Below are 24020 nucleotides of genomic sequence, written 5' to 3' on the forward strand. Positions count from 1 at the left end.
CATGAATTACCTGATTAAAATAGGGTATCTGTGGTTGGTAAACACTATTCAGTAGGGAGAATGATACGCTGCTGCGTTTATCTTACAGACCTCTGACAAACAGCGTCAGTAAAGCACTTTGCTTAGAGTCTATTGCTTAACGCAGGAAGAACCCGTCCACTCAAGAAACCACCAAGATCAGCCATCGATCTGTGTCGACTGGCAACATCAACGATATAGTTCAATGTTCTCGGTATATCCTGCAGGTAGCCCGGCTTTCCGTCACGCTGATTAAGTCTGGCAAAGATACCGCTTGCTTTCAGATGACGTTGAATCCCCATAAGGTCAAACCAGATTAAAAACTGATCTTCATGCTCTTGGCTTAAAACACCCGATTGGCAAGCCAATTCAAAATAGCCCTTTACCCAATCCTCGACTTGTTCCTTTGACCAGTCGATATAGCAGTCACGTAAAAGAGAGACCAGATCGTAGGTCACCGGCCCAACAACTGCATCCTGAAAATCGATTACTCCGGGATTATGTGATTTAGTCACCATCAGGTTTCGTGAATGGTAATCCCGATGGACACAAACCTGAGGTTGTTGCAGTGCATTATCTGCAAGTTCGTTGAAGGTCTTTTCCAAAAAAAGACGCTCGTCACTACTCAGGGTCAAATTCAGATGCCGCTCTATCAACCAATCACTGAACAGGCTCATCTCGCTGATTAACAATTCTCGATCATATAGAGGCAAACCGCTAACTGGGCCACAGGCCTGTAGTGTGACAAGTGCACCCAATGCATCGCCATACAAACGATCTACTGTCTGCTTCGACAGGCTATCCAGATAGAGGGTTTCACCTAAATCCTCAAGTAGTAAAAAACCCTGTTCGAGATTCTTGGCGTGGATATGAGGGACATTCAAACCAATACTTTCAAAAGCTTCTGCCACTTGAATAAATGGCTTTGTATCCTCTTTTTCTGGCGGTGCATCCATTACGATATAGCTTTTATCTGCTACGCCGATACGAAAATAGCGCCGAAAACTGGCATCACCCGATGCCGGCTCAAATGTGTAATTATCCATTCCAGGCAGAGTGTTCAACCAATCTTTCAGCTGCTCGATACGTTGTGGCATGTAAGCTCCAGTTGCCGTTAACCGATATTCAAACCCGTAGGAATGTACACAATAGCTTTAGCTGCGTCACCTGATCATCTTCAAATGAGTAAATCCTTGTAACACGTGTTGGGTGGAGAGCTATCCCTGCAACATGCGGTTAGTTATTCACTGCTACTGTAGATCTCGATTGAAAAACACCAATAACTTCATACTATTTTTTAAACTGATGTGGTGGGGCATGGCCCCACCCTACGCCAACCCTGACGAATGTGCCTCTTGAGATTCCGTTATCACAGGGCGTGATACTGAGGAACAGCCGGTCAGGGAGGGCGAAATAATAGCACCAAAAAGATTCACACAAGGGTGGGGTAGTGTCTCACTCTTCTACTTCTAAACCTGGCAATCCATAAAGCTGCGACACAACCACTAGGGGCTTTCTGAGATATAGTCGTCCACTGGAGGGTTCTCCTGCTGTTTTAATACTCGACTGCGCATATCATCTGCGATCAGATAGAAACATGGCAGCGCCAGCAGAATCAGCACTGTTGCAAACACCAAACCAAATCCCAGGCTTACAGCCATAGGTGAGAGAAATGCGGTCTGTCCTGTAGCAAAGAATATTAATGGAGATATACCAAGGAATGTGGTTGCCGTGGTCAAGAGAATGGGACGAATACGTACTCGACCGGCTTCTACAAGGGCCGCTTTTCGTTCCCAACCTTCACGCCTTAGACGCTTTGCAAAATCAATAAGTATCAAAGAGTCATTGACCACAATACCGGTCAATGCCAGAAACCCTACCAATGAGAGAAATTGTAAATGGTAACCAAATATCCAATGACCAAGTATTACACCAATAGCGCCAAATGGTATGGCAAACATAACCACCAATGGATCAAGCAGTGACTTAAATAGTGCAGCAAGAATAAAAAAGATAACTGCCAGAGCAATTATCGCAGCCCGTTTCATACCAGCCATTGACTCTTGAGCCTTTTTCTTTTCTCCAAGAAAAATCATCCGCTGCCCGTCCGGCAATTTTGAAAACTCGGTTTTAATCTGCTCAAGAACCTGATTTGGAGTGGTGATCTTTGCATCCACTTCGGCGGTTACCGTGGCCAAACGATTTAGATTTCGCCGACTGATTGCGTTGTACCCCCTGGCCTCCTGAATATCCGCCACATCTCCCAGATAGACGGTACGGTCATCATCCAATGTAATGGGTAAACGGGTCAAAGCACCGGCATCGTGACGAATCTCATCATTGTAAATCAGCCGAACTGGAATTCGCTTGTCCTGCCAACTGACATAAGAGAGTTTGAGCCCCAGAAAGCCGGTACGCACCGCATCGGCCAATTGCGTTTGAGAGAGTCCTAACCGTCGCCCACGCTCATTCAGTTCATAACGATACTCAAGTTTTCCCGGATCCATATCCTGACGCGCATCCGACACACCCGGCAGTCGTTGTATGAAACCGCGTATCAATTCAGCAGAGCGACTGATTTCATCGACTGACTCGCCTAAAATACCCACTTCAACATCAGCACCAGCCGGCCCTCCCTGGGCACGCAGAATAGACATTCGCTGAATACCCGGTATCTGCTGCAGGGCACTACGCACCTCATCAATAACCTCTGCGGAGCTGCGTTCACGACTACCTTCCCAGCTAAACTTCAAGCTGACTACTGGCGATATCCACTGTTCGATAAAGCCCTGGGGTTTCTGTTTTTTCAGATCGACGATCAACTGAATATAGCGACTGCCCATCTTCACCCGATGAAAGTCGATAAACGTTACCCCCACATTGGTCAGCAGAGTATCCAACTCGTCATCGCCCAAAGTCTGCATGAGGGTCTTCTCAAGTTTTTCTGCCAGTCGGGAGGAGTCATCGATACTGTAAGTACTGGGCGCCTCTATGTTGACGAAGAACTGCCCAACATCTACATGACCGAATAGAAGAAAAGGAATTCGTGTGGCCGCAAAGGTAACCACAATAACCAATACACCAATGCTCAACATCGCCACTGGATATCGATAATCCAAACAGGTGCGTAGTAGTTTGGTATAGCGGCGATTTAATGCAGACCAGTCAATTCTTCCAGCCTTTCGAGTTCTTGCTTTGCGCAGCATCTCTTTGGCATGAGAGGGTAGTACACCAAATGCCTCCAACAGTGATCCTAACAGTGATGCGCTCACCACAACCGGGATTACCGATATAAACGCGCCCATGGTGCCACCAATGGCAAACATCGGCATGAATGCCGCAATGGTGGTTGAAGTCGAGGCAACCACAGGCCAGTAGACCTCCCTCGTACCCAAGGTAGCCGCATTTGCCGGAGACTCTCCCAACTCTAAATGACGATAGACATTTTCACTGACAATGATCGCATCATCGACAATCAGTCCAAGGGCGATAAGAAACGCAAACAGTGAGACCATATTAATGCTATAGCCGAGCATATAGAGCGCAATCACTGCCACCAGAAATGAGACCGGGATTCCCAGAGCAGTGATGAATGCCACACGAAAGTTAAGCATCAGATAGAGTGCCAGCAGAACCAGGGCCAGGCCGACTATCCCGGATGACTTAACCGTCTCAAGACGATTTTTGACATACACAGAAAGATCACTGAACAAACCTAACTTAACCCCGACAGGAAGGGTTTGCTGACGATCCTGAACATACTTCCGCACCAACTTCGCCACTTCGATAGTGCTGGCCTGGCTGGTTTTACTGATGGTCAGATTAACCGAAGACTTGCCGTTAAAGCGGCCCAGGGTCAATGCCTCTTCATGTCTAAGCTGGACTTTGGCTATATCTCCGAGTCGTAACTGCCCACCCATTTCGTTATTACGCAATACGATAGTGGACATCTGTTGCGGATCAGGGGCCACGCCCATACCCCGCAGTCGAATATCGCCACCCGTTGCATTTAAAGTACCGCCAGGCAGATCTCTCAGATTGTTACGCAGAGCCTGCGAGACCTGGTTAAGGGAGACACTTCTGGCAGCCAGCACCTGAGGATCGACAACCACCCAGATCTCCCAATCTCTGTCGCCAGCAACCCCGACCGAGGCGGCGCCAGGAATCTGTATCAGCTCCTCTTTGATCTCTTCAGCAATGAGATAGAGTTCACTGCGGGAGATCTCTCCATACAAACTCACTGAGATCACCGGGAAGCGGGTCTCGAGTCTGGCCAGTTCCGGCTCTTCCGCCTCTTCGGGCAGGTCATCAACCTGATCGAGTGCAGTACGGACTTTACGCATGAAATTATCTACATCAGATCCACTCTTCAAATCGATGAGAATATTCGAGCCGCCCTCGTTACTGGTAGAGCTGATCACATCGATATCTGCCAGGCCATCCAGCTCCTGTTCTATGGGTAGTGTAATCTGACGTTCAACCTCCTCTGGAGAAGCACCTTCAAAAAAGGTTTTTATACTGACTTTATCCTGCTCCACCACAGGAAACATCTCTTGTGGCATGGCATACCAGGAGATCAAGCCAGACATCAGAATGATGACCAGAAACAGGTTTACCAATAGTGGATTACGGATCGAAAAATCAATCACTGGAGAGCCTTTGATCTTCAATCTGAACTTCGATGTCATGGCTCAACACATCAACATCTCGCGCCACCAGTAGTGCTTCCGGCTCCACACCACTCAATACAATCTGTAAATTTCCATGGCGTATTCCAGGCGTGACCGATTGCCGTACCAAACGCTTATTCTGCACCAGAAAGAGATAATATTTACCTTCCTCACGCAATAGCGCGGATGCCGGAACGATCATCGCACTCTTTCGTGGGCGTAGCGGTAGCCTGACCTGACCCAACTGCCCAGGAATCAACCCCTCCTCCTGGATCTGTATACGCAACGGGTAGGTGTGTGTCTGGGTATCTGGATCGTATTGCAAAGCAACCAGTTCACCCTCAACCGTCTGACCATCGACATCGACTTCCAGCTTCTGGCCAAGGGTGAGCGCAGACACCACATCGCTGCTGACAGCCACCTGCAGCTCGAGGGTGCTGGTATCGATCAACTCCACTACCAGCGTGTTGGCGGATATATAGTCTCCTGCCTCCACCATCACCCGATTGACCCGACCTGAGAATGGCGCCCGTAGAGAGGTACGGTCAAGATTCCGCTGTGCACGGCTGATGGCTGCCTTTTGCCGCTCCATACGCGCCAAACTGCTCTCCAGACTGAAAGAGAGGCGAGCCTCTTCACTCTGAAGATTGATCAGCTGCTGACGAGAACTTTCGCGGGTTGAAACCGAGGCCAGAGAGCCCTTACCCAGTTTTTCGAGTCGTTCATATTCCCGCTCAGCCAAACCGCGATTCTCTCTTGCAAGTTCAAGCAGGGTACGGTCACGCTTCAACGTAGCCTGGGTCTCACTCAATTGCGACTCCGCCTCAATCAGCGCATCCCTATAGTCGGCATCTTTCAATTGCAGTAACAGCCCCCCCGTTTCCACTTGAAAACCTGGTTCGACATGACGAACCTGCAGTTCTCCAGAGACTTCGAATCTCAAAGAGGCGGTCAGGCGGGGGCGCAGCACGCCTGTATAGGTCACTTCGGGGAGGATGTCTCGTTGTTCGACCTGGGTCACCTCGACCCGCGTAATTGCAGGTTCATTGATCTCCACATTTGCTTCAGGTCGCGTGGCAATCAGTAGCGCCACAACCATGACAGTGACGATCAGAATGGTCAGTGTCATCAAAAAACGGCGTGTAACAGTGGTCAAGCGTTATCCTCATGTAACTTAGTGGGTGGATTCTATGCGAATTTATCCCGCTCTGCGTGATGATTTATCAATAGCCAGGCTTTGAACTAGTGCAAAATTAGGCCTGCGCCAATATTGTCACTCTGTATGAAACACCACATAAACAAAGGTTCCCCAGCGAATCAACGAAGAAAATTACTACCTGGGGCTGTTTTTCTCTCCAGCTCGTGTGGTGTAACGTATAAACTGTACCAATCAGCGAGACGCTAAGCCGTTAGCTGCTAGGCGCGTGGCGCCGGGAATGGCGCGCCCTTTCCAAGCCACGCAACGACGCAGATGACGGCTTAGCGTCTCGCCCGAAGGGAGGTCCGTCAATGCCTCAATCCTGCGTTGCTGCGCTTGACAAGGACGCTGCCATTGCCTGCGCGCTGCGCCTGGTCTTGAGGCATTGACGGGCCTCTGATTGGTACAGTTTATACGTTACACCACACTAGGTTATCATTTGCTGATTCTGCCCGACTGGAGAGGAGCTTCTCTCCCGGCAGAGTCTATTGGATTCGTGTTCACAGGCCCAAGCCACTTAATGTTTAAACCTCATCTATTGCAACTGCTACTGCTTTGGTCTGCACTGTCGGTTGCCGCGGAATCGACCAGGCTGGAGCAAGGGGTCAACTGGGACTATTGCGATCCGGAAAACCAACTGAATGACCCTGACACTCCCCCAAGACCCCTGCCTATGGAGCCAATTCAGATTCATGCAGACTGGATGGTTCATGATCAAAACAGGGGGCAAAGCGAATTAAATGGCGCCGTTAAACTCTGGCGTCTCGACGGTTATGCAGAGGCGGATCGTTTAACCTATTGGGAGAGCCGTCGTGCTGCTGAGCTATTCGGCAACCTCTACCTGCAGCAACCTGGATTGTTGATGAGCGCCAACCAGGGATATCTCGAGCTGGACAATGACCGTGGCTGGTTGAGTGATACGGAATTTAGGCTCACAACAGCCAACGCCCGTGGATATGCTGAAAAAATAGATCTTCTCAGCAAGCAGCAGTCGAGATATCAGAGTGTAACCTACACCACCTGCCCTCCAGGAAGAGATGATTGGAGTCTGGCCGCTTCAGAGCTGGAGATAGATATGGCCGAGGGCTGGGGAAGCGCCAAACATGCACGATTGCGTTTGGGGGGGATACCGATTCTCTACCTGCCCTACTTCACCTTTCCAGTGGATGATAGAAGAAAAACGGGGTTTCTTGTCCCCTCCGTCGGCTCATCCAATCGTCTGGGGAGTGAACTCTCGACCCCCTACTATTTCAATCTCGCACCCAACTATGATGCCACCCTGACGCCACGCTGGATGAGTAAGCGGGGTCTTATGATGGGTGCTGAATTGCGCTATCTGGGTGACAGACAGCGAACTGAAATCAGTGGCGAGCTTCTACCCAATGATCAGCTGGAGAGCTCGGAACATGGCCAGGAGCGGCGGGCACTGCGCTTTTATCATGCCAGTCGTCCGATGCGTGGTTTGACCACCCGCATTGAAACCAATGCGGTAAGTGACAGTGACTATCTCGACGATTTCGGTACAGGACTGGCCATCACCAGTACCCGAAATTTAGAACGGGTCGGAGAGATTCGCTATCGCTTCAATGACTGGCGTTTCCTGAGCCGGGTACAGAGCTTCCAGACCATTGATGAGACATTGAGTGAAAGCAACCGTCCCTATCGCCGCCTGCCTCAGTTTCATACCAGTTATTCCAACTTCTCCAATCCGTTTGGACTTCAACTCGGTTTCACAGGGGAGTATACCCATTTCAAACACGACAGCCTGACCAATGGTCAACGCTTGATTCTACGTCCAAACATCAGCTTGCCGCTAAGGCGCAGCTGGGGACACCTGATCCCCAGCGTGAGCCTGAATTACGCCAGTTACGATCTCGAAAGGGACTCTGCAACAGAAGAGGCCAAACCAGACTACTTCGTACCCGCCTTCAGCCTCGACAGCGGACTGGTTTTTGAGCGGGAGACCTCCTGGTTTGGCGATTCAGCCTACCAGACACTGGAACCCCGACTCTACTATCTGTATGCCCCTTATGAGGATCAATCAGCTATACCCGATTTCGATACCGCCGACCTGGATCTTAAATTCACCAATCTGTTTAAAGAAAATCGTTTTACCGGAAGTGATCGCTTCGGCGATGCCAATCAAATCGCCTTCGGAGTGACTACCCGCTGGTTTCAAGCAGATAATGGTCAGGAACGATTACGTGCCAGTATTGGTCAGATCTACTACTCCGAGGAGAGAGAGGTACAACTCACTGGGTCGGTTGAGGATGACCCATCATCCGCTGTTGTGGCTGAATTGGCAGCCCACTTTGGTAGAGCCTGGCAAACCACCCTGAGTGTTCGTAGAAATCCTCATCTGGAAGAGGAGAATATCGATAAGGGCCGATTCACCCTGCGCTACCACTCCGATGAGCAAGAGCTGTTCAATATTGATTACAATTTCAAACGAAATTCTATCGAGGATCTGGATATTTCTGCCTATTGGCCATTTGGCCATAAACTCAGTTTGTTCGGAAAATGGAAGCACTCATACCTTTATGAAAGGAATATGAATAGAATAGTGGGTTTCGAGTATGGTGGCCGCTGCTGCTGGAAACTCAGAACCTTCTATCAGCGTTATGTGGCAAATGAGGATAAAGATGAAGAAGAGGAGACGCGTTTTATGTTGCAACTTGAGTTGCGAGGCCTCGGTGCACTTGGCCAATCGGCTGATCAGGAGCTGCAACAGTCTATTTACGGTTTCCAGCCTGAGCGATATTAATGACTAAACGATACCCACTTGTCTCCCTGTTTATACTGTTAAGCCTGCTGATCACCAGTAGCGCTTCACTCTCGGCTGTAAAAGAGTTGGATTACATTGTGGCGATAGTCAATGATGACGTCATCGCGAAGAGCGAACTCGACAATAAGACCCGGGAAATGTTGGCGCAAATGACACAAAAGCCCACCAACCTGCCCCCCATGCAGATTCTTCAGGAGCAGATTCTGGAGCGTATGATTGCCAAGCGCCTGCAGCTGCAGGCCGCTGATCGACTGGGCCTGAGAGTGGATGATGCTACGGTGACCAAGGCCATTTCCAATATCGCTGAAACCAACAAAATCACACTGCTGCAGCTTCGTGAGACCCTGGAAGCGGATGGCATCAGATTCCCCCTGTTCAGAGAGCAGCTGCGGGAAGACATCCTGATCAACCGCCTGAAACAGAAAGAGGTGATCAATCGCATCAATATTACTGAGCAGGATATTAAGAACTTTCTTGCCCGGGAGATGGGTTCCAGCCGTCAGCGAACCGCGGTTCGACTTTTTCACATCCTTATTGCTACACCGGAAGGCGCTTCCCCGCAGGATGTCCAACAAGCCAAGAAGCAGGCATCCGAGATCCACGAACAACTTACACAAGGTGCTGATTTCAACGAATTGGCGATACGATACTCTGATGGCCGACAGGCCCTGGAAGGGGGTGACCTCGGATGGGTGGAGACCTCCCGCATACCCAGCCTCTTCACCAGCGTAGTCGACGAAATGGATAGCGGCAGTATCAGCGAACCGATTCGGAATGCATCAGGTTTTCATATTGTAAAACTGGCTGAGGTGAAAGGCGGCCAGAAAATGATCATTAATCAGACTCATGCCCGGCATATTCTGATCAACACCAATGAAATCGTCTCTGATGACGAAGCCCGTCAGCGTCTTGAAACCCTTAGAGACCGAATCATCAATGGAGATTTATTCGAAACCCTGGCCAGGTCACACTCAGATGATAAGGCTTCGGCTATAAAAGGGGGTGACCTGGGATGGACAAATCCTGGTGACCTGGTTGCTCAATTTGAGGAACAGATGAATGCCCTGGAGCTGAATCAGATCAGTGAGCCCTTTAAATCTCAGTTTGGCTGGCACATCGTACAGCCTCTGGAACGACGCCAGCACGACAGTACTGAAGAGGTTATTAAGAACAAAGCGCGGCAGGAAATCCAGAAGCAGAAATCGGAAGAGGCTATTGAGCTATGGCTGCGTCGCCTGCGTGACGAGGCTTATGTTGAAGTACTATTGGAAGAGTTGAATACCCCTTGATAACACGTCTTGCACTTACTCCCGGCGAACCCGCCGGTATTGGACCGGATATTTGCGTCATGCTGGCCCAGCGGCCCTATCCGGAAACAGAAATTATCGCTATTGCTGACCCTCACTTGTTGCAGCTGAGGGCGGAACGCCTGGGAATGGAACTGAAACTGCATCCGTTTGAAGCAGATCAGCCGCCCTCGCCACTACCCCCAGGACAACTGCGTTATCTGCCGGCGTCACTACAAAATGAGGTGCGCTGTGGCAAGCTCAATCCGGACAATGCAGCCTATGTCATTGAAACCCTGAAGCGCGCTACCGAAGGTTGCCTCAATGGGGATTTCAATGGCATGGTTACCGGCCCGGTGCATAAAGGGGTGATCAACGATGCCGGTCTCTCTTTTACCGGTCATACTGAGTATCTTTCCGGCTTGTGTGACAATGCCCACCCGGTAATGATGCTTGCGACACCGGAGCTACGAGTTGCACTGGCAACCACTCACCTACCACTCAAGGATGTCAGTCAAGCAATCACCAAAGAGCGTCTGCGCAGAGTCGCCACCATTCTGCATAACGACCTACAGCAGTGCTTTGGCATCAAACAACCTCGAATCCTGGTATGCGGACTCAATCCTCACGCAGGGGAACAGGGCCATCTTGGACGGGAGGAGATCGAGGTGATCGAACCTGTATTGGCAGAACTCAACAGTCAGGGCATGCAACTGATCGGGCCTCTACCTGCCGATACGCTGTTCACACCGATCCACCTTCAGCAGGCCGATGCTGTGCTGGCGATGTTCCACGACCAGGGCCTACCTGTTCTGAAACATATCGGTTTCGGCCATGCGGTCAACATCACTTTGGGACTGCCGATCATCCGCACATCAGTAGATCATGGCACGGCACTACCCCTGGCGGGAACAGACCAGGCTGATCTTGGAAGTTTGATCTATGCAGTGAAGGTTGCCGACACCATGGCGAGAAGCAGGCTCAAGGCTGAGCTGTGATTGCTATGTGCTTCTGCAATTTTGGAGAATTCTCTCCCTGATGGTGCGGCAGGGCCGCACCCTACAGATCAATTTATTTCGGGAGCCATCACGATTCAGTTTCGCCCCCCCGGCGAATCACTCTCCTCGTTGAATACAGCAGCCCGTAGCCTGGATGAAGTGCAACGGAATCCGGGAGAACACTGCACCAATCTTCCCGGATTCCGCTTCACTCCATCCAGGCTACCTTGCTTTTCGATCTTGGCGATTTTGTTGATGTTCCACTCAAAGCCATGATGAATCGTAGGGTGCGGCCCTGCCGCACCATCAGGGTGAGCATTCACTAAAAAAACCCAGATTGTTTGTCAATTACCAGCAGCGTTTTTACACCGACTCGTTAGGTGTTTTTGGTTTCAGTTGGACATGGTGCGGCAGGGCCGCACCCTACAGGTGAATTTGTTTCGGGAGTCATCACGATTCAGTTTTGTCCCCCGGCGATTCACTGTACTCGTTGAATACAGCAACCCGTAGCCTGGATGAAGTGAAGCGGAATCCGGGAGAACACTGCACCAATCTTCCCGGATTGCTACACCGACTCGTTAGGTGGTTTGGTTTCAGCTGTACATGGTGCGGCAGGGCCGCACCCTACGATTCATCATAACTTCTTCGATAAAAAAACTAACGGCTACTCAGCAGTTGATCTATTGGAAAGGGCCTGCAGATGCCGTAACCCTGAACAAAATCCACGCCAATCTCTCTGAGGCGTTCATGGATTTCAGAGTTCTCGACAAACTCTGCGATGGTCTCCAGCCCCATGATATGACCAATTCGATTAATAGCATCCACCATGGAGTCGTCTATCTGATTGTCGAGCATCTCTTTGACAAAGGCGCCATCTATCTTCAGATACTCCACCGGCAGATGCTTCAGATAACCGAAAGAGGAGAGACCACTGCCAAAGTCATCCAGGGCGAATTCGCAACCATAACGTTGCAGGGTCCGCATAAAATGTTCGGCAGAGGTCAAATTGGAGATAGCTGCAGTTTCAGTAACCTCAAAGCAGAGCATGCCTGCCGGGATATCGTGCTCTTGTATTGTCTCTAGTATCCACTTTAAAAACTCATCATCACACACAGAGAGGCCCGAGAGATTAACGAAGAAACGTCGCCCTGATGCCAGACAAACTGCACGATTGCAAATGATAAAGCGGGTGACCTGATCGATTACCCAGCGATCTATTGCAGGCATCAAACCAAAGCGCTCAGCAGCGGGTATAAAGGCGCCAGGTGGGACTATTCCCGACTCTTCATCCAGCAGTCGGATCAGTACCTCCACATGCTCCCGTTTCTCATCGCCTGAGGTAACCGAAGAAATCGGCTGAACATAGAGGGTGAAGTGGTCATCCTCCAAGGCAGTTCTGATGCGGGTTACCCACTGCGCCTCGCCATGGCGTTTGGCAGCAGGGCTGTCCACCGAATCATAGATATGGATTTTGTTACGCCCCTCCTCTTTCGCAGTCTGACAGGCAATATCTGCAAATCCGAGTATCTGTTCAACACTCTGACTGTGATTATCAATGGGAATCATGCCGATACTTATGCTCTGGGCATAGGTCTTGCCAGCCCACGCGAAACGGAAACCATGCACAGCCCTGCGTATTTTCTCAGCAATGGTTTCAGCTGCTTCAACGGTACATTGGCTAAGCAGGATTGCAAACTCATCTCCGCCCAAACGGGCAAGTAGATCACTGTTACGTATAGAGCGCTTTATCAGTGCTGCCAGTTGACGCAGAAGCTCATCACCAGCTGCATAGCCACAATTGTCGTTAACCACAATAAAGCGATCAATATCCAGGTAGAGCAGACAGTGTCTCTCCTCATCAAACACAGTCTCTTCAAGAAGGTGTGATAGTCGCCGATCAAATTCGGCGCGATTATAGAGCCGGGTTACCGGATCATGACTTGCCTGCCAGCTCAACTGGGCCGCCAGTTTCCGCGACTGACTGGTATCCTTGAACACCACAACGATACCATCCAGAGTGCCATCATCAGCCTTCAGGCGGGTAATCGTCTGTTGAATGGGGATACTCAACCCTTCACGATGGGTCAATACCAATTGACGGCACTGATCGGCCAGAATCTGCTTCAGACCAAGCATTTCGCTGGAGTGAGCTGACTCATCGTAAACCTGGTAAACATCTGTCAAAGAGCGCCCTGCGATCTGATTGCTTTGAAAGCCCGTCATACTCTCCGCAGCCAGATTGACGAATTCAACCCTGCCATTCGCAGCCAACAAAATAACCGCATCTTCCACGGAGGAGAGAATGGCACGGGTACTGTATTTAGAGAGTCTGTTGCTATTCAGTGGATCCAGTTCCTTCTGCTCAGCATTCACTTCATTGATCTGCACCAGACAATATCCTGGATGCATTACCAGTGGACGAACGCTGACCCGGATAAAACGTGACATATCCAATTTGAAGAAATGACGGGGTGTTTGAAACTGCTTTTCGAGAGAACTGTTTTGATGCGCTTTCGATTGATCTACTGCTGCCTTCACCATGTCATTAAATCTTGGTCCGGCAAGGGAGGGAAAAAGATCTTCTATTGGCTGGGCTTCTCTTTTACGATCAGACAATCCAAAGTGACTGTTCAACCAGTTGTTCCAGATCAGAGCATGATTACCGGCATCCACCAAACAGATACCAACATCACAGGCATCGATTACCTCCTGCAAATTCAAAATAGAATCTTCAGAGAGCTGCAACCAATGACCAGTCGCTACTGAAACCTTACCTCGCACGATAGATACCCAAAAAAAATCACCAAGATATAGAAAAAGTGTAGTAGGTTAAAAACCCAGATTTAATGAGTTAATTCTCATCCCCCCAATCACTTCTTCCATGAGGATACCAGCTTCAGGTATTCATCCACCTTGGATAACATTAGGTCTGTTTTATGTAGTAATTAGTCACAGTAGAACCGAGTCGAATAGTGTTAACAGGCCCTAGCTATTTGCACACTACGACAATATCGTCGGCCGATCATAGGAATAACTTTAACTGCCAGGCGAAATTAAGCAGATAAGCAACTACGGTTTTTTTGTCTTCAGACTGGTTAAAAGAGATCAACCTCTTCCGGGGTCAGTGGACGATGTGCTCCAGGATCAAGGTGTTCGTCAAGAGTCAAAGCACCGATCGATTCCCGGTGCAAGGCAACTACCCGGTTGCCGACTGCCGCAAACATCCGTTTAACCTGGTGGTACTTACCCTCGGTGATGGTCAGGCGCAGATGAGTCTCACCCAGCTTCTGTAGCACTGCCGGACGAGTCGGCTTCTTCTCGTGATGAAGGGTCACTCCCTGCTCAATCTGCAACGCATCAGCATCGCTGAGTGCAGATTTGAGTTCAACCCGGTAGGTTTTACCACAGGCCTTGAGCGGAGATGTGACACGATGGGACCACTGACCATCGTCAGTAATTAAAACAAGGCCCGTGGAATCGATATCAAGACGCCCAGCAATATGCAGCTTGTCAGATCTGACCTGAGGCAAAAGATCAAGGACAGTTCGATGACTGGGATCCTGGGTGGCGCACACCACGCCAGCCGGCTTGTTCAGCATATAGTAGCGAGGCAGCGGCGCAGCCAGTATCTGCTCATCAAACAATACCGAGGCACTTATAGCCACCTGATGGGCAGGTTGTACTATAGCTGAGCCATCGACCGAGACCCGTCCAGCCCGGATAGCACTACGTACTTCGGAGCGACTGAGTTCAGTGACCTGACTGATATATCGATCAAGCCTCATAGCTCTTTATAGAGCTTGCCTCCCTGGGTTTTGAATTCGACAGCCTTCTCCTGCATCCCTTGCTCAAGTGCTTCTCCATCAGTGACACCAAGGGTCTTGGCATACTCCCGCACATCCTGAGTAATCTTCATGGAACAGAAGTGGGGTCCACACATGGAACAGAAATGCGCCACCTTATGCGCCTGATGAGGCAAGGTTTCGTCGTGAAAAGCAATCGCCTTCTCAGGATCCAGACTCAAAGCAAACTGATCCTCCCAACGAAACTCGAAGCGGGCTTTGGACATGGCATTATCTTGCAACTGAGCACCGGGAAAACCCTTTGCCAAATCAGCAGCATGAGCAGCAACTTTATAGGTAATGATACCCTCCCTTACATCCTCCTTGTTGGGTAGACCCAGATGCTCTTTCGGTGTGACATAGCAGAGCATGGCGGTACCGTACCAGCCAATCTGTGCCGCCCCGATACCGGAACTGAAGTGGTCATAGCCGGGAGAGATATCAGTCACCAGAGGACCAAGGGTATAGAAAGGCGCTTCAAAGCAGTCCTGCAACTCCTTCTCCATATTCTCCTTTATCATCTGCATCGGCACATGGCCCGGCCCTTCGATCATGACCTGGACATCATGTTCCCAAGCCACTTTGGTAAGCTCACCCAGTGTCTCCAGCTCACTGAACTGCGCCGCATCATTGGCATCGGCCAGACAACCTGGACGTAAACCATCACCCAGGGAAAACGCCACATCATAGGCCTTCATGATCTCGCAGATCTCCACAAAGTGGGTGTAGAGGAAGTTCTCCTGATGGTGGGCCAGGCACCACTTGGCCAGGATCGAGCCGCCACGGGAGACAATACCGGTCACCCGCTCGGCTGTGAGAGGTACATATCGCAACAGCACCCCTGCATGGATGGTGAAATAATCGACCCCCTGTTCAGCCTGCTCGATCAGGGTGTCACGCATTATCTCCCAACTTAACTCTTCAGCCTTGCCATCAACCTTTTCCAGGGCTTGATAGATGGGCACAGTACCTATCGGCATTGGTGCATTCCGCAGTATCCACTCACGGGTCTCATGGATGTTATTACCGGTTGAGAGGTCCATCAGAGTGTCCCCACCCCAACGTGCCGACCAGGCCATCTTCTCTACCTCTTCACCAATCGATGAGGTGATGGCGCTGTTACCGATATTGGTATTGACCTTTACCCTGAAGTTACGACCGATGATCATCGGCTCAAGCTCAGGGTGGTTGATATTCGCAGGGATAATTGCTCGACCAGCCGCCAATTCAGAACGTACAAACTCAGGGGTCACTTGATCTGGAATTTGTGCCCCAAAACTCTCCCCGGCGTGCTGTCGCAGCAGCTTTGCATATTGGGGATCATTACGCAGTTCCTGGAGTCGGCAATTCTCGCGTATCGCCACGAACTCCATCTCTGGAGTGATAACGCCCTGACGAGCATAGTGCATCTGAGTTACGTTACCGCCCGCTTTCGCACGGCGAGGCGCTCGAATGTGCTCGAATCGCAGATGGGAGAGTTGTGGATCGTTCTGGCGAGCTTGACCAAATTCAGAACTTGGCCCGCTCAGCAACTCAGTGTCATTGCGCTCTTCGATCCAGCCACTGCGCAGATCCGGCATACCAAGCAGCAGATCAATATGCTGCTCAGGGTCGGTAAATGGACCTGAAGTATCATAGACCGGAATCGGCGGATTCTCCTCGGCACCAAAACTGGCAGAAGTCTCTTCCTGGCTGATCTCACGCATCGGCACTCTGATATCGGGTCGGGAACCCTCAACATAAATCTTGCGTGAGTTGTAGAAGGGGCGAGTTACCTCCTCCGACAGACTGGCGGTCTTTTTGATGAAATCTTCTGGAATGGCACTCATTTAGGAAACCTCGCTAAGGCAGAGAGTGCGTAGACCTCAGTAGGTTTCAGCTTCCCTCCGCCGGTATGATCCGGATCAGGTGATTAAGGGTCTTTCTCAGTCCAGGATATAAACACCGGACACCCCTAGCCTTTGATTGGGAAGAGTATAACCTGAATCAGGCTTTTTTATAGCGTGGCTGAAAAAGTGCGGCCAGAGAGGGGATCCTCTATTCATAACATAGAGGTTGAAAAGCCATTATCAGCGAGCCAGTAAAATATAGGTTAAAGCTTAAAATTATCCTTAAATATTAGAAGGATAGCTTGAAATAAATACTAAAACCATCAACCATTTAAAACTCTAAATCCCATAAAAAACAAGGATTTAAATCCGAACCCACTACCTATCCCGGTAGAGAGCTATTCCTTCTGGAATCTTGCCCGCAAGGGTCAAAAAACGTAGTCTAATGCGTCTGCCAGACTAAACCATAAGAAATTTCAGGATATTTATAATGATGGCAAACCTCTTCGAAAAAGCCCGTTTCAACATGGTGGAACAACAGATCCGCCCATGGGAAGTTATCGACCCAAGCGTCTTGTCGCTAATGGAAACCATGCCCAGAGAGGCATTTGTACCTGAGGCCTACAACGATCTTGCCTATGCAGATATAGAAGTTCCGATCGGTCACGGACAGAAGATGATGTTCCCACGTATCGAAGGTCGACTGATGCAGGCTCTTGATCTACAGCCTGACAACAGAGTGCTGGAGATAGGGACAGGTAGTGGCTATCTCACCGCCTGTCTGGCAAACCTTGCCAAAGAGGTTGTCTCTATAGATATCCATCAGCAGTTTACCGATGCGGCGGCAGGCAAGCTCGAAGCGCAAGGCCTGCAAAATGTAACACTGCTGACAGGTGACGCCCTGGCAGAGCCCGTGGAGGGAGGCCCCTTTGACGCGATAGCTGTTACCGGCTCACTGCCTACCAGCAAGCAGGTTGAAATATTTCGTCAACAGCTGGCTATCGGGGGACGGATGTTTGTTGTTATCGGTGTCCCACCCGTGATGCAGTGCATCCTAATCACAAGACATGAAGAGAAGATATTCCAGGAAGAGAGCATTTTTGAAACCGAAGTAGCAGCTTTAGAGAATGCTCCCGCTCCGGTGGAGTTTGAGTTCTAACCCCTCCTCTAGGGTCTGTTAACACTAATCAAATAGGCCCTAGCTGCCTTTGATTGGAACCAAGCAGCAGGGTGGGAAATATAATTATTATGACGAGTAGAGGGATATCATGAGCATAAATAAGAGCACATTACCACTGACACATGCAGCAACCAGTCAACTATTGATTGTCAACACCCAGGAGAGACTGACCAAGGCAATGCCTGATCAGGATCTGGCACTGATGATCCCCAGCATCGTCCAGCTGAGCAAAGCCGCCAGTATGCTGGACATTCCCATCATCCTCTCGGAACACTATGGGCAGGGATTGGGAAATACACTTTCTGAAATCACCGAGCACCTTCCCCCACACACCAAGGCTAAAGATAAGCTGACCTTCTCCTGCTGTACCGCCCCCGGATTCGAAGAGGAGCTGGCTGAAAACGGTGCGCGGAAACAGATTGTGATGGTGGGCCTGGAGGCCCACATCTGTATCTTACAAACTGCGGCCGGTCTACAACAGTGGGGATACCAGGTCTTCGTCGCGGAAGATGGCATCGCATCCCGTAAGGCCGTCCACCGTGAAAACGCCATCATGCGCATGCGTCGCGGCGGTATCAACATCACCAATATGGAATCTGTCATATTTGAATGGATGGGCGATGCAACCCACCCCAAATTCAAAGAGATTTCTCAGTTAATCAGATGAGGCGCAAATGATTGATTCGGGATCGGGTATGGCTAGTGTACACCGATCCCTGAATCAGTCGTTAACTGCTAACAACTTTCGACGCCCACAATCCAGCCACCCCTCGATGCATAACCTGTATGTTTGGTAAACCTGGGTAATTCACTCTGAATTATCCCTCACAACTCTGCATTTCTGCACCACCGCTAAAGTTAACAATTATTCATATTTATTATGAAAAAGAGACTCAAGTTATCCAATTAAACATCGCTATATTCATCATACACAGCGATTTCTGACTTCGAATTAACCTCTCCTACTCAGGGATATTGAGGAAAAAGACTAACTATTAGCCATTCGGAGAGCGCTTTCCGAATGTCAGGTCAGTTTAACACTCAATTTCTGGTGATCTCGATGTCAATTCTAAATAACCTACCCATCAAACTACGACTCTATATTCTTGTGGGCATTTTGCTCTTCGTTTCGCTATTTGTGGGACTATTGGGACTCAGGGGTATGCAGCAGGCTGACCATGCAATCGATGAGCTATACCACACCGATATGGAACATATGCATCTGTTGTCGACAATTCTTGAAAAACTAGAAGACAGTCGCGCACAACTTCTGCTGTCACTCCAGCATGACCCCAGCTCACCCTTTGCGGCCATGCATAACCACCCACCATCCATGCACATCCAGAAAGTCGATAAAAATGTAGAATCGGTCGACGAACACTGGGCGGAATTTATCGCTTCTCACCTGACAAGTGAGGAAAAACAACTGGCCGATGAGTTCAATAGAGAACTAAAGCGCTATGAGAGTGAAGGACTGAAAGCCACCACTAAGTTACTTGAAGGGGGGGAATACCATAAAGCCAATGAAGTGTTATTGAAGGTCATCAATCCATCCCTGCATAAAATCAATGTGACAACCAAAAAACTACTGGACTCGGTTGAGCATCAAGCTGAACTCGCTTTCACTGAGACGGATCAGTCTTACCACAGCATGATAACCCTGATCACTACCAGCCTGGTATTGGGTGCATTGATCAGTATGACACTGGCCTACATCACCATCAGCGGCATCTCCAGAGGCGTCAGTGTGGTTGAGAAGACCGCGAAACAGCTCGCGGATGGAGAGTTGAACGCCCGGATAGACTACAGCAGCAAAGACGAGATCGGACACATCGCTGTCTCATTCAACCAAATGGCAGAGAAATTCCATGATGCCATGAACCAGGTCAAGGACTCAGTGGTGCAACTGGCCTCGGCGGCAGAAGAGACCTCCTCAGTCACAAATCAGACCACTGAAGGCATCAACAAGCAGCTGACCGAAACCAGTCAGGTTGCAACGGCGATCAATCAGATGAGTGCCACCGTACACGAGGTGGCGCATAATGCGGTCGATGCAGCAACTGCAGCAAAAGAGGCAGACAGCACCTTTGTCGAGGGCAGAGAGGTCATCGATCAAGTCATCGAAGGCATTGGCGACCTGGCGAAAGAGGTGGAACAAGCGGCAACAGTAATTCAGGAACTTGAGCATGAAAGCCGCAATATCGGAAGTGTCCTGGATGTCATCAAAAGCATTGCCGAGCAGACCAACCTGCTGGCTCTCAACGCTGCAATAGAGGCTGCACGAGCCGGAGAGCAGGGTCGTGGATTTGCTGTTGTGGCTGATGAGGTTAGAACCCTGGCCGGACGCACCCAGGACTCGACTCAAGAGATCGAGGAGATGATCAGTAAACTCCAGCATGGCGCTGACAATGCAGTAAAGGTTATGTCAAATGGCAAGGAGATGACTCAAACCGGTGTTGAACAGGCGGCATCAGCTGGAGAGGCTTTGCAGAAAATCAACACTGCAGTGACTCGCATCTCTGAAATGAATACCCAGATAGCCAGTGCTGCTGAAGAGCAGAGTTCGGTTACCGAGGAGATTAACCGCAGCATTCTCAGTATCAACTCTGTGACTGAACAATCTGCATCAGGTGCTCAACAGACCGCTCTGGCCAGCGATGAACTGGCCAGGTTGGCAGATCAACTCAAGACTCTGGTCGACCGTTTCAAGGTATAGACTGAACCGATGCTCTGATCGAATCCATTCGATCAGAGCATCCCCTCATCAGTGTCTCGGGCAGGCGCTACCATGTCGCCCTGCTTATGCCCGCCTCACAGCAGATCCCCATAACTGTTCATGCCATCAACAGCCCTGTTGATCCTTACCTCTGATCTTCTACCACTCAAAAAGCAGATTTATCCATATAAATTTAGCGGTATTAGGCACAAAGTGTCGACATATTTCAATTCATTGGCTATATATTAGAGACCTTGAGGCAGTTATTACCAAATTATGTCGACATATAATCGACAAACAGACACCAGAGGAACCCGTCACATGTCCAAATATGCTGAGATCTATAAACACTCCTTGGATGACCCACAAGCCTTCTGGGGTGATGTTGCCCAGGGACTGCATTGGGATAAGCCTTGGGACAAGGTTCTGGATGAGAGCGCCCAACCCTCACCCCGCTGGTTTGTCGGCGGTCAGCTCAATACCTGCTTCAATGCCCTGGATCGACATATCGATGCGGGCAATGGCGATCGGCTGGCATTGATCTACGACAGCCCTGTTACCAATCAGAAGCAAACCTTCACCTACTACGAACTACGCGAGCGTGTAGCCAGACTGGCTGGGGCACTAACTGCCCGGGGCGTAGAAAAAGGTGACCGGGTTATCGTCTATATGCCGATGATTCCTGAAGCCGCCATCGCAATGCTCGCCTGCGCCCGGATCGGTGCAATACACTCAGTGGTGTTTGGTGGATTTGCAGCCAAAGAGCTGGCCACAAGAATCGACGACTCGAAACCAAAAATGGTGCTTTCTGCCTCCTGCGGCATCGAACCCAGTCGCGTGGTGGCCTACAAGCCTCTACTGGATGAAGCGATCGAGCTTTCTCAACATAAACCGGATGCCTGCATCATCAAGCAGAGACCTCAACTGACCGCAGAACTGCAAGATGGGCGGGATTCTGATTGGGATCAAGCATTAGCCCAGGCAGAGCCGGCGGATTGCGTCCCGGTTGCGGCAACCGATCCACTCTATATCCTCTACACCTCCGGTACCACGGGCCAACCCAAAGGGGTGGTCAGAGACAACGGAGGACATGCCGCTGCGCTGCTCTGGTCTATGAAAAACATCTACAACATCGACCCAGGGGATGTCTATTGGGCTGCTTCAGATGTCGGATGGGTGGTTGGCCACAGCTATATTGTCTATGCGCCTCTACTAGCGGGTTGCACCACTGTAATCTATGAGGGAAAACCGGTCGGAACCCCCGATCCAGGCGCATTCTGGCGGGTGATCAGTGAATACAAGGTGAAAGTCCTGTTTACTGCGCCCACCGCTTTTCGCGCCATAAAAAAGGAAGACCCTCAGGGCGCCTACATGTCCAAGTACGATCTCAGCTGTATGGATACACTCTATCTTGCAGGTGAACGTTGTGATCCGGATACCCTGCACTGGGCAGAGACCATGCTGGAAAAACCTGTCATCGATCACTGGTGGCAGACCGAAACCGGCTGGGCCATTGCAGCCAATCCCATGGGGATTGAGCCACTACCGGTAAAAGCTGGCTCGCCGACCGTCGCAATGGTTGGCTATGATGTGCGAATTCTTGATGAACAGGGTCAAGAGAAGCCTGATGGCGAGATGGGCGACATTGTTATCAAGCAGCCCCTTCCCCCCGCCTGCCTGCCAACGCTATGGAACAATGAACAGCGTTTCGTGGATGCCTATCTGCGGGCACACTCCGGCTACTATCTGACTGGCGATGCTGGTTATAAAGATGAAGATGGCTATCTCTGGATCATGAGCCGAACCGACGATGTCATCAATGTTGCCGGTCATCGTCTCTCCACCGGTCAGATGGAGGAGGTATTGGCCAGCCATAGTGATGTGGCGGAGTGTGCTGTAATCGGTGTTGCCGACCAGCTAAAGGGTCAGCTACCCCTCGGTCTTGTGGTTTTGAAAACCGGTGTGGATCGCCCTGTGGATGAGCTGTGCAGCGAACTGGTGAAACTGGTACGCAATCAGATTGGGCCTGTAGCAGCCTTCAAACATATCTCAATCGTCAATCGTCTTCCAAAAACCCGATCCGGAAAGATCCTGCGCGGCACTATGGTCAAGATTGCGGATGGGAATGAGTGGAAAATGCCAGCGACCATTGATGACCCGGCAATCCTCGATGAAATCTCCTCATCTCTTCAGCAGATGGGTTATGGCAAATAGCCTTATTTGGGAGTGAGAGCCTGAAAATTCTCATGCTCAATTATCACTCCACAGACTTTTTTAAACAAAATGTGTCGACACATTTAAAAATATAGTCTATATATTAGGCATTATTTAGATATATAAGCTAATTATGTCGACACTTTGAGCAATCATATGCAAAACCAATCGACTACAAACGGTGCTGATACGATCAATATCACCCTCACAGATCGCCTTTTCGATGCCCTGCAGAGAGCTATCGTCGAGGGGGAGATACCCCAGGGCAGCAAGATCAGTGAGCCTGAACTGGCCCGCCAGCACGGCGTCAGTCGAGGCTCCCTGAGAGAGGCCATCGCCAGACTGGAGGCCCGAAAGCTGGTCGAGCGCAAGCCTAACCTGGGCGCACGGGTTGTCACCCTCTCGTATGAGCAGCTGATCGAAATATTCCAACTTCGAGAGGCATTGGAGGGCATGGCAGCCCGCCTGGCAGCACAAAATATGACAGAGATGGAGATCGAGGAGTTGCAAACCCTGCTGCAGCAGCATGGTGAACAGATAGCCGAACAGCGTGGCCAGGCCTACTTCCAGAAACAGGGGGATCTCGACTTCCACTACCGCATTGTTCAAGGCAGTAAAAACAATCAGCTGATCGCCCTGTTATGCAACGACCTCTACCACCTGCTACGCATGTACCGATATCAGTTCGGCATGCGCAGCAAACGCTCCCAACAGGCCTATGAGGAGCATCACTACCTGATCAATGCCATCACCGCCCGGGATGCTGAGATGGCTGAGCTGTTGATGCGACAGCATATCCGCTCTTCCCGCAGGAATGTGGAGGCAGTCTTTCTGGAACAGTTATGAGTAATGAGTGGGTAATGGTGCGGCAGGGCCGCACCGTGCCAGGAGAAGGTATGAATTTTTATTTGCTTTTTATCCCCTCACCCTGGCCCTCTCCCTGGGGGAGAGGGAAATCTTAAATCGGCAACATCTGGAAAAGTTATGAGTGATGAGTGGGTAATGGTGCGGCAGGGCCGCACCCTACGGACAAATACCAAATGTAGGGTGCGGCCTGCCGCACCGTGCCAGGAGAAGGTATGAATTTTTATTTGCTTTTTATCCCCTCACCCTGGCCCTCTCCTTGGGGAGAGGGAAATCTTGAATCGGCTGAATCGCCACATTTGAGATTGGGGAAATAGCAAATAAGACCACTTGCGCCCAATTTTATTAAGTAGATCCCCTTTCCCACAGGGAGAGGGCCGGGGTGAGGGGATCGAATGAACAGTGAGCATAGCGAACACT

Annotated in this window: 15 protein-coding genes and 1 riboswitch; of the genes, 8 read left to right on the forward strand and 7 right to left on the reverse strand. The window is 50.2% G+C overall.

Annotated features, from left to right (window positions below; translation table 11 throughout):
* Positions 1-122: 122 nt before the first annotated feature.
* The 3 genes from AC4IE7_RS02300 to AC4IE7_RS02310 form a co-directional block, all read right to left on the reverse strand.
* Positions 123-1115: an aminoglycoside phosphotransferase family protein gene (locus tag AC4IE7_RS02300; RefSeq protein ID WP_490775179.1), complete on the reverse strand. Its 993-nt coding sequence runs from the start codon at positions 1113-1115 to the stop codon at positions 123-125.
* Positions 1116-1523: 408 nt separating this feature from the next.
* Positions 1524-4706, reverse strand: coding sequence for an efflux RND transporter permease subunit (locus tag AC4IE7_RS02305; protein ID WP_490775180.1), 3183 nt, complete (start codon positions 4704-4706; stop codon positions 1524-1526).
* Entirely contained in the window at positions 4660-5844 is a 1185-nt protein-coding gene (locus AC4IE7_RS02310) for an efflux RND transporter periplasmic adaptor subunit (protein ID WP_490775181.1), read from the reverse strand. The genes AC4IE7_RS02305 and AC4IE7_RS02310 overlap by 47 nt, the downstream gene beginning before the upstream one ends.
* A 562-nt stretch (positions 5845-6406) precedes the next feature.
* Here AC4IE7_RS02310 and AC4IE7_RS02315 point away from each other — a divergent pair.
* From AC4IE7_RS02315 to pdxA, 3 genes are read left to right on the forward strand one after another with little or no spacing between them, the layout of a single operon-like run.
* On the forward strand, positions 6407-8650 hold the full coding sequence (locus AC4IE7_RS02315; RefSeq protein ID WP_490775182.1) for an LPS-assembly protein LptD: 2244 nt from the start codon (positions 6407-6409) through the stop codon (positions 8648-8650).
* Positions 8650-9960: a peptidylprolyl isomerase gene (locus tag AC4IE7_RS02320; protein ID WP_490775183.1), complete on the forward strand. Its 1311-nt coding sequence runs from the start codon at positions 8650-8652 to the stop codon at positions 9958-9960. Before AC4IE7_RS02315 ends, AC4IE7_RS02320 begins: the two co-directional genes overlap by 1 nt.
* Positions 9957-10955: a 4-hydroxythreonine-4-phosphate dehydrogenase PdxA gene (gene pdxA / locus AC4IE7_RS02325; protein ID WP_490775184.1), complete on the forward strand. Its 999-nt coding sequence runs from the start codon at positions 9957-9959 to the stop codon at positions 10953-10955. The genes AC4IE7_RS02320 and pdxA overlap by 4 nt, the downstream gene beginning before the upstream one ends.
* Positions 10956-11050: 95 nt before the next feature.
* Here pdxA and AC4IE7_RS02330 read toward each other — a convergent pair whose 3' ends face one another.
* The 4 genes from AC4IE7_RS02330 to thiC all read right to left on the reverse strand — a co-directional run bounded on the left by AC4IE7_RS02330 (position 11051) and on the right by thiC (position 16626).
* Complete coding sequence (locus AC4IE7_RS02330; RefSeq protein WP_490775185.1) at positions 11051-11278, reverse strand: hypothetical protein; 228 nt, start codon at positions 11276-11278, stop codon at positions 11051-11053.
* 334 nt (positions 11279-11612) lie between these two features.
* On the reverse strand, positions 11613-13736 hold the full coding sequence (locus AC4IE7_RS02335; RefSeq protein ID WP_490775186.1) for an EAL domain-containing protein: 2124 nt from the start codon (positions 13734-13736) through the stop codon (positions 11613-11615).
* A 314-nt stretch (positions 13737-14050) separates the two neighbouring features.
* A complete protein-coding gene (gene rsuA, locus AC4IE7_RS02340) occupies positions 14051-14740 on the reverse strand; it encodes a 16S rRNA pseudouridine(516) synthase RsuA (protein WP_490775187.1) in 690 nt (229 codons plus the stop codon).
* Complete coding sequence (thiC, locus tag AC4IE7_RS02345; protein ID WP_490775188.1) at positions 14737-16626, reverse strand: phosphomethylpyrimidine synthase ThiC; 1890 nt, start codon at positions 16624-16626, stop codon at positions 14737-14739. The genes rsuA and thiC overlap by 4 nt, the downstream gene beginning before the upstream one ends.
* Positions 16627-16661: 35 nt before the next feature.
* Positions 16662-16763: riboswitch (TPP riboswitch) on the reverse strand.
* Positions 16764-17116: 353 nt separating this feature from the next.
* Here thiC and AC4IE7_RS02350 point away from each other — a divergent pair.
* The 5 genes from AC4IE7_RS02350 (at position 17117) to AC4IE7_RS02370 (ending at position 23582) form a co-directional block, all read left to right on the forward strand.
* Complete coding sequence (locus AC4IE7_RS02350) at positions 17117-17785, forward strand: protein-L-isoaspartate O-methyltransferase family protein (RefSeq protein ID WP_490775189.1); 669 nt, start codon at positions 17117-17119, stop codon at positions 17783-17785.
* Positions 17786-17894: 109 nt separating this feature from the next.
* Positions 17895-18473: an isochorismatase family protein gene (locus AC4IE7_RS02355; RefSeq protein WP_490775190.1), complete on the forward strand. Its 579-nt coding sequence runs from the start codon at positions 17895-17897 to the stop codon at positions 18471-18473.
* A gap of 393 nt (positions 18474-18866) precedes the next feature.
* Complete coding sequence (locus tag AC4IE7_RS02360; protein ID WP_490775191.1) at positions 18867-20522, forward strand: HAMP domain-containing methyl-accepting chemotaxis protein; 1656 nt, start codon at positions 18867-18869, stop codon at positions 20520-20522.
* Between the two features lie 276 nt (positions 20523-20798).
* Complete coding sequence (locus AC4IE7_RS02365; protein ID WP_490775192.1) at positions 20799-22736, forward strand: propionyl-CoA synthetase; 1938 nt, start codon at positions 20799-20801, stop codon at positions 22734-22736.
* A 156-nt stretch (positions 22737-22892) separates the two neighbouring features.
* Positions 22893-23582 (forward strand): GntR family transcriptional regulator, encoded by a 690-nt coding sequence (locus AC4IE7_RS02370; protein WP_490775193.1) that lies wholly within the window; start codon positions 22893-22895, stop codon positions 23580-23582.
* The last annotated feature ends 438 nt before the right edge of the window (positions 23583-24020 follow it).

This window comes from Candidatus Thiodiazotropha sp. AKAK3, assembly GCF_058244645.1.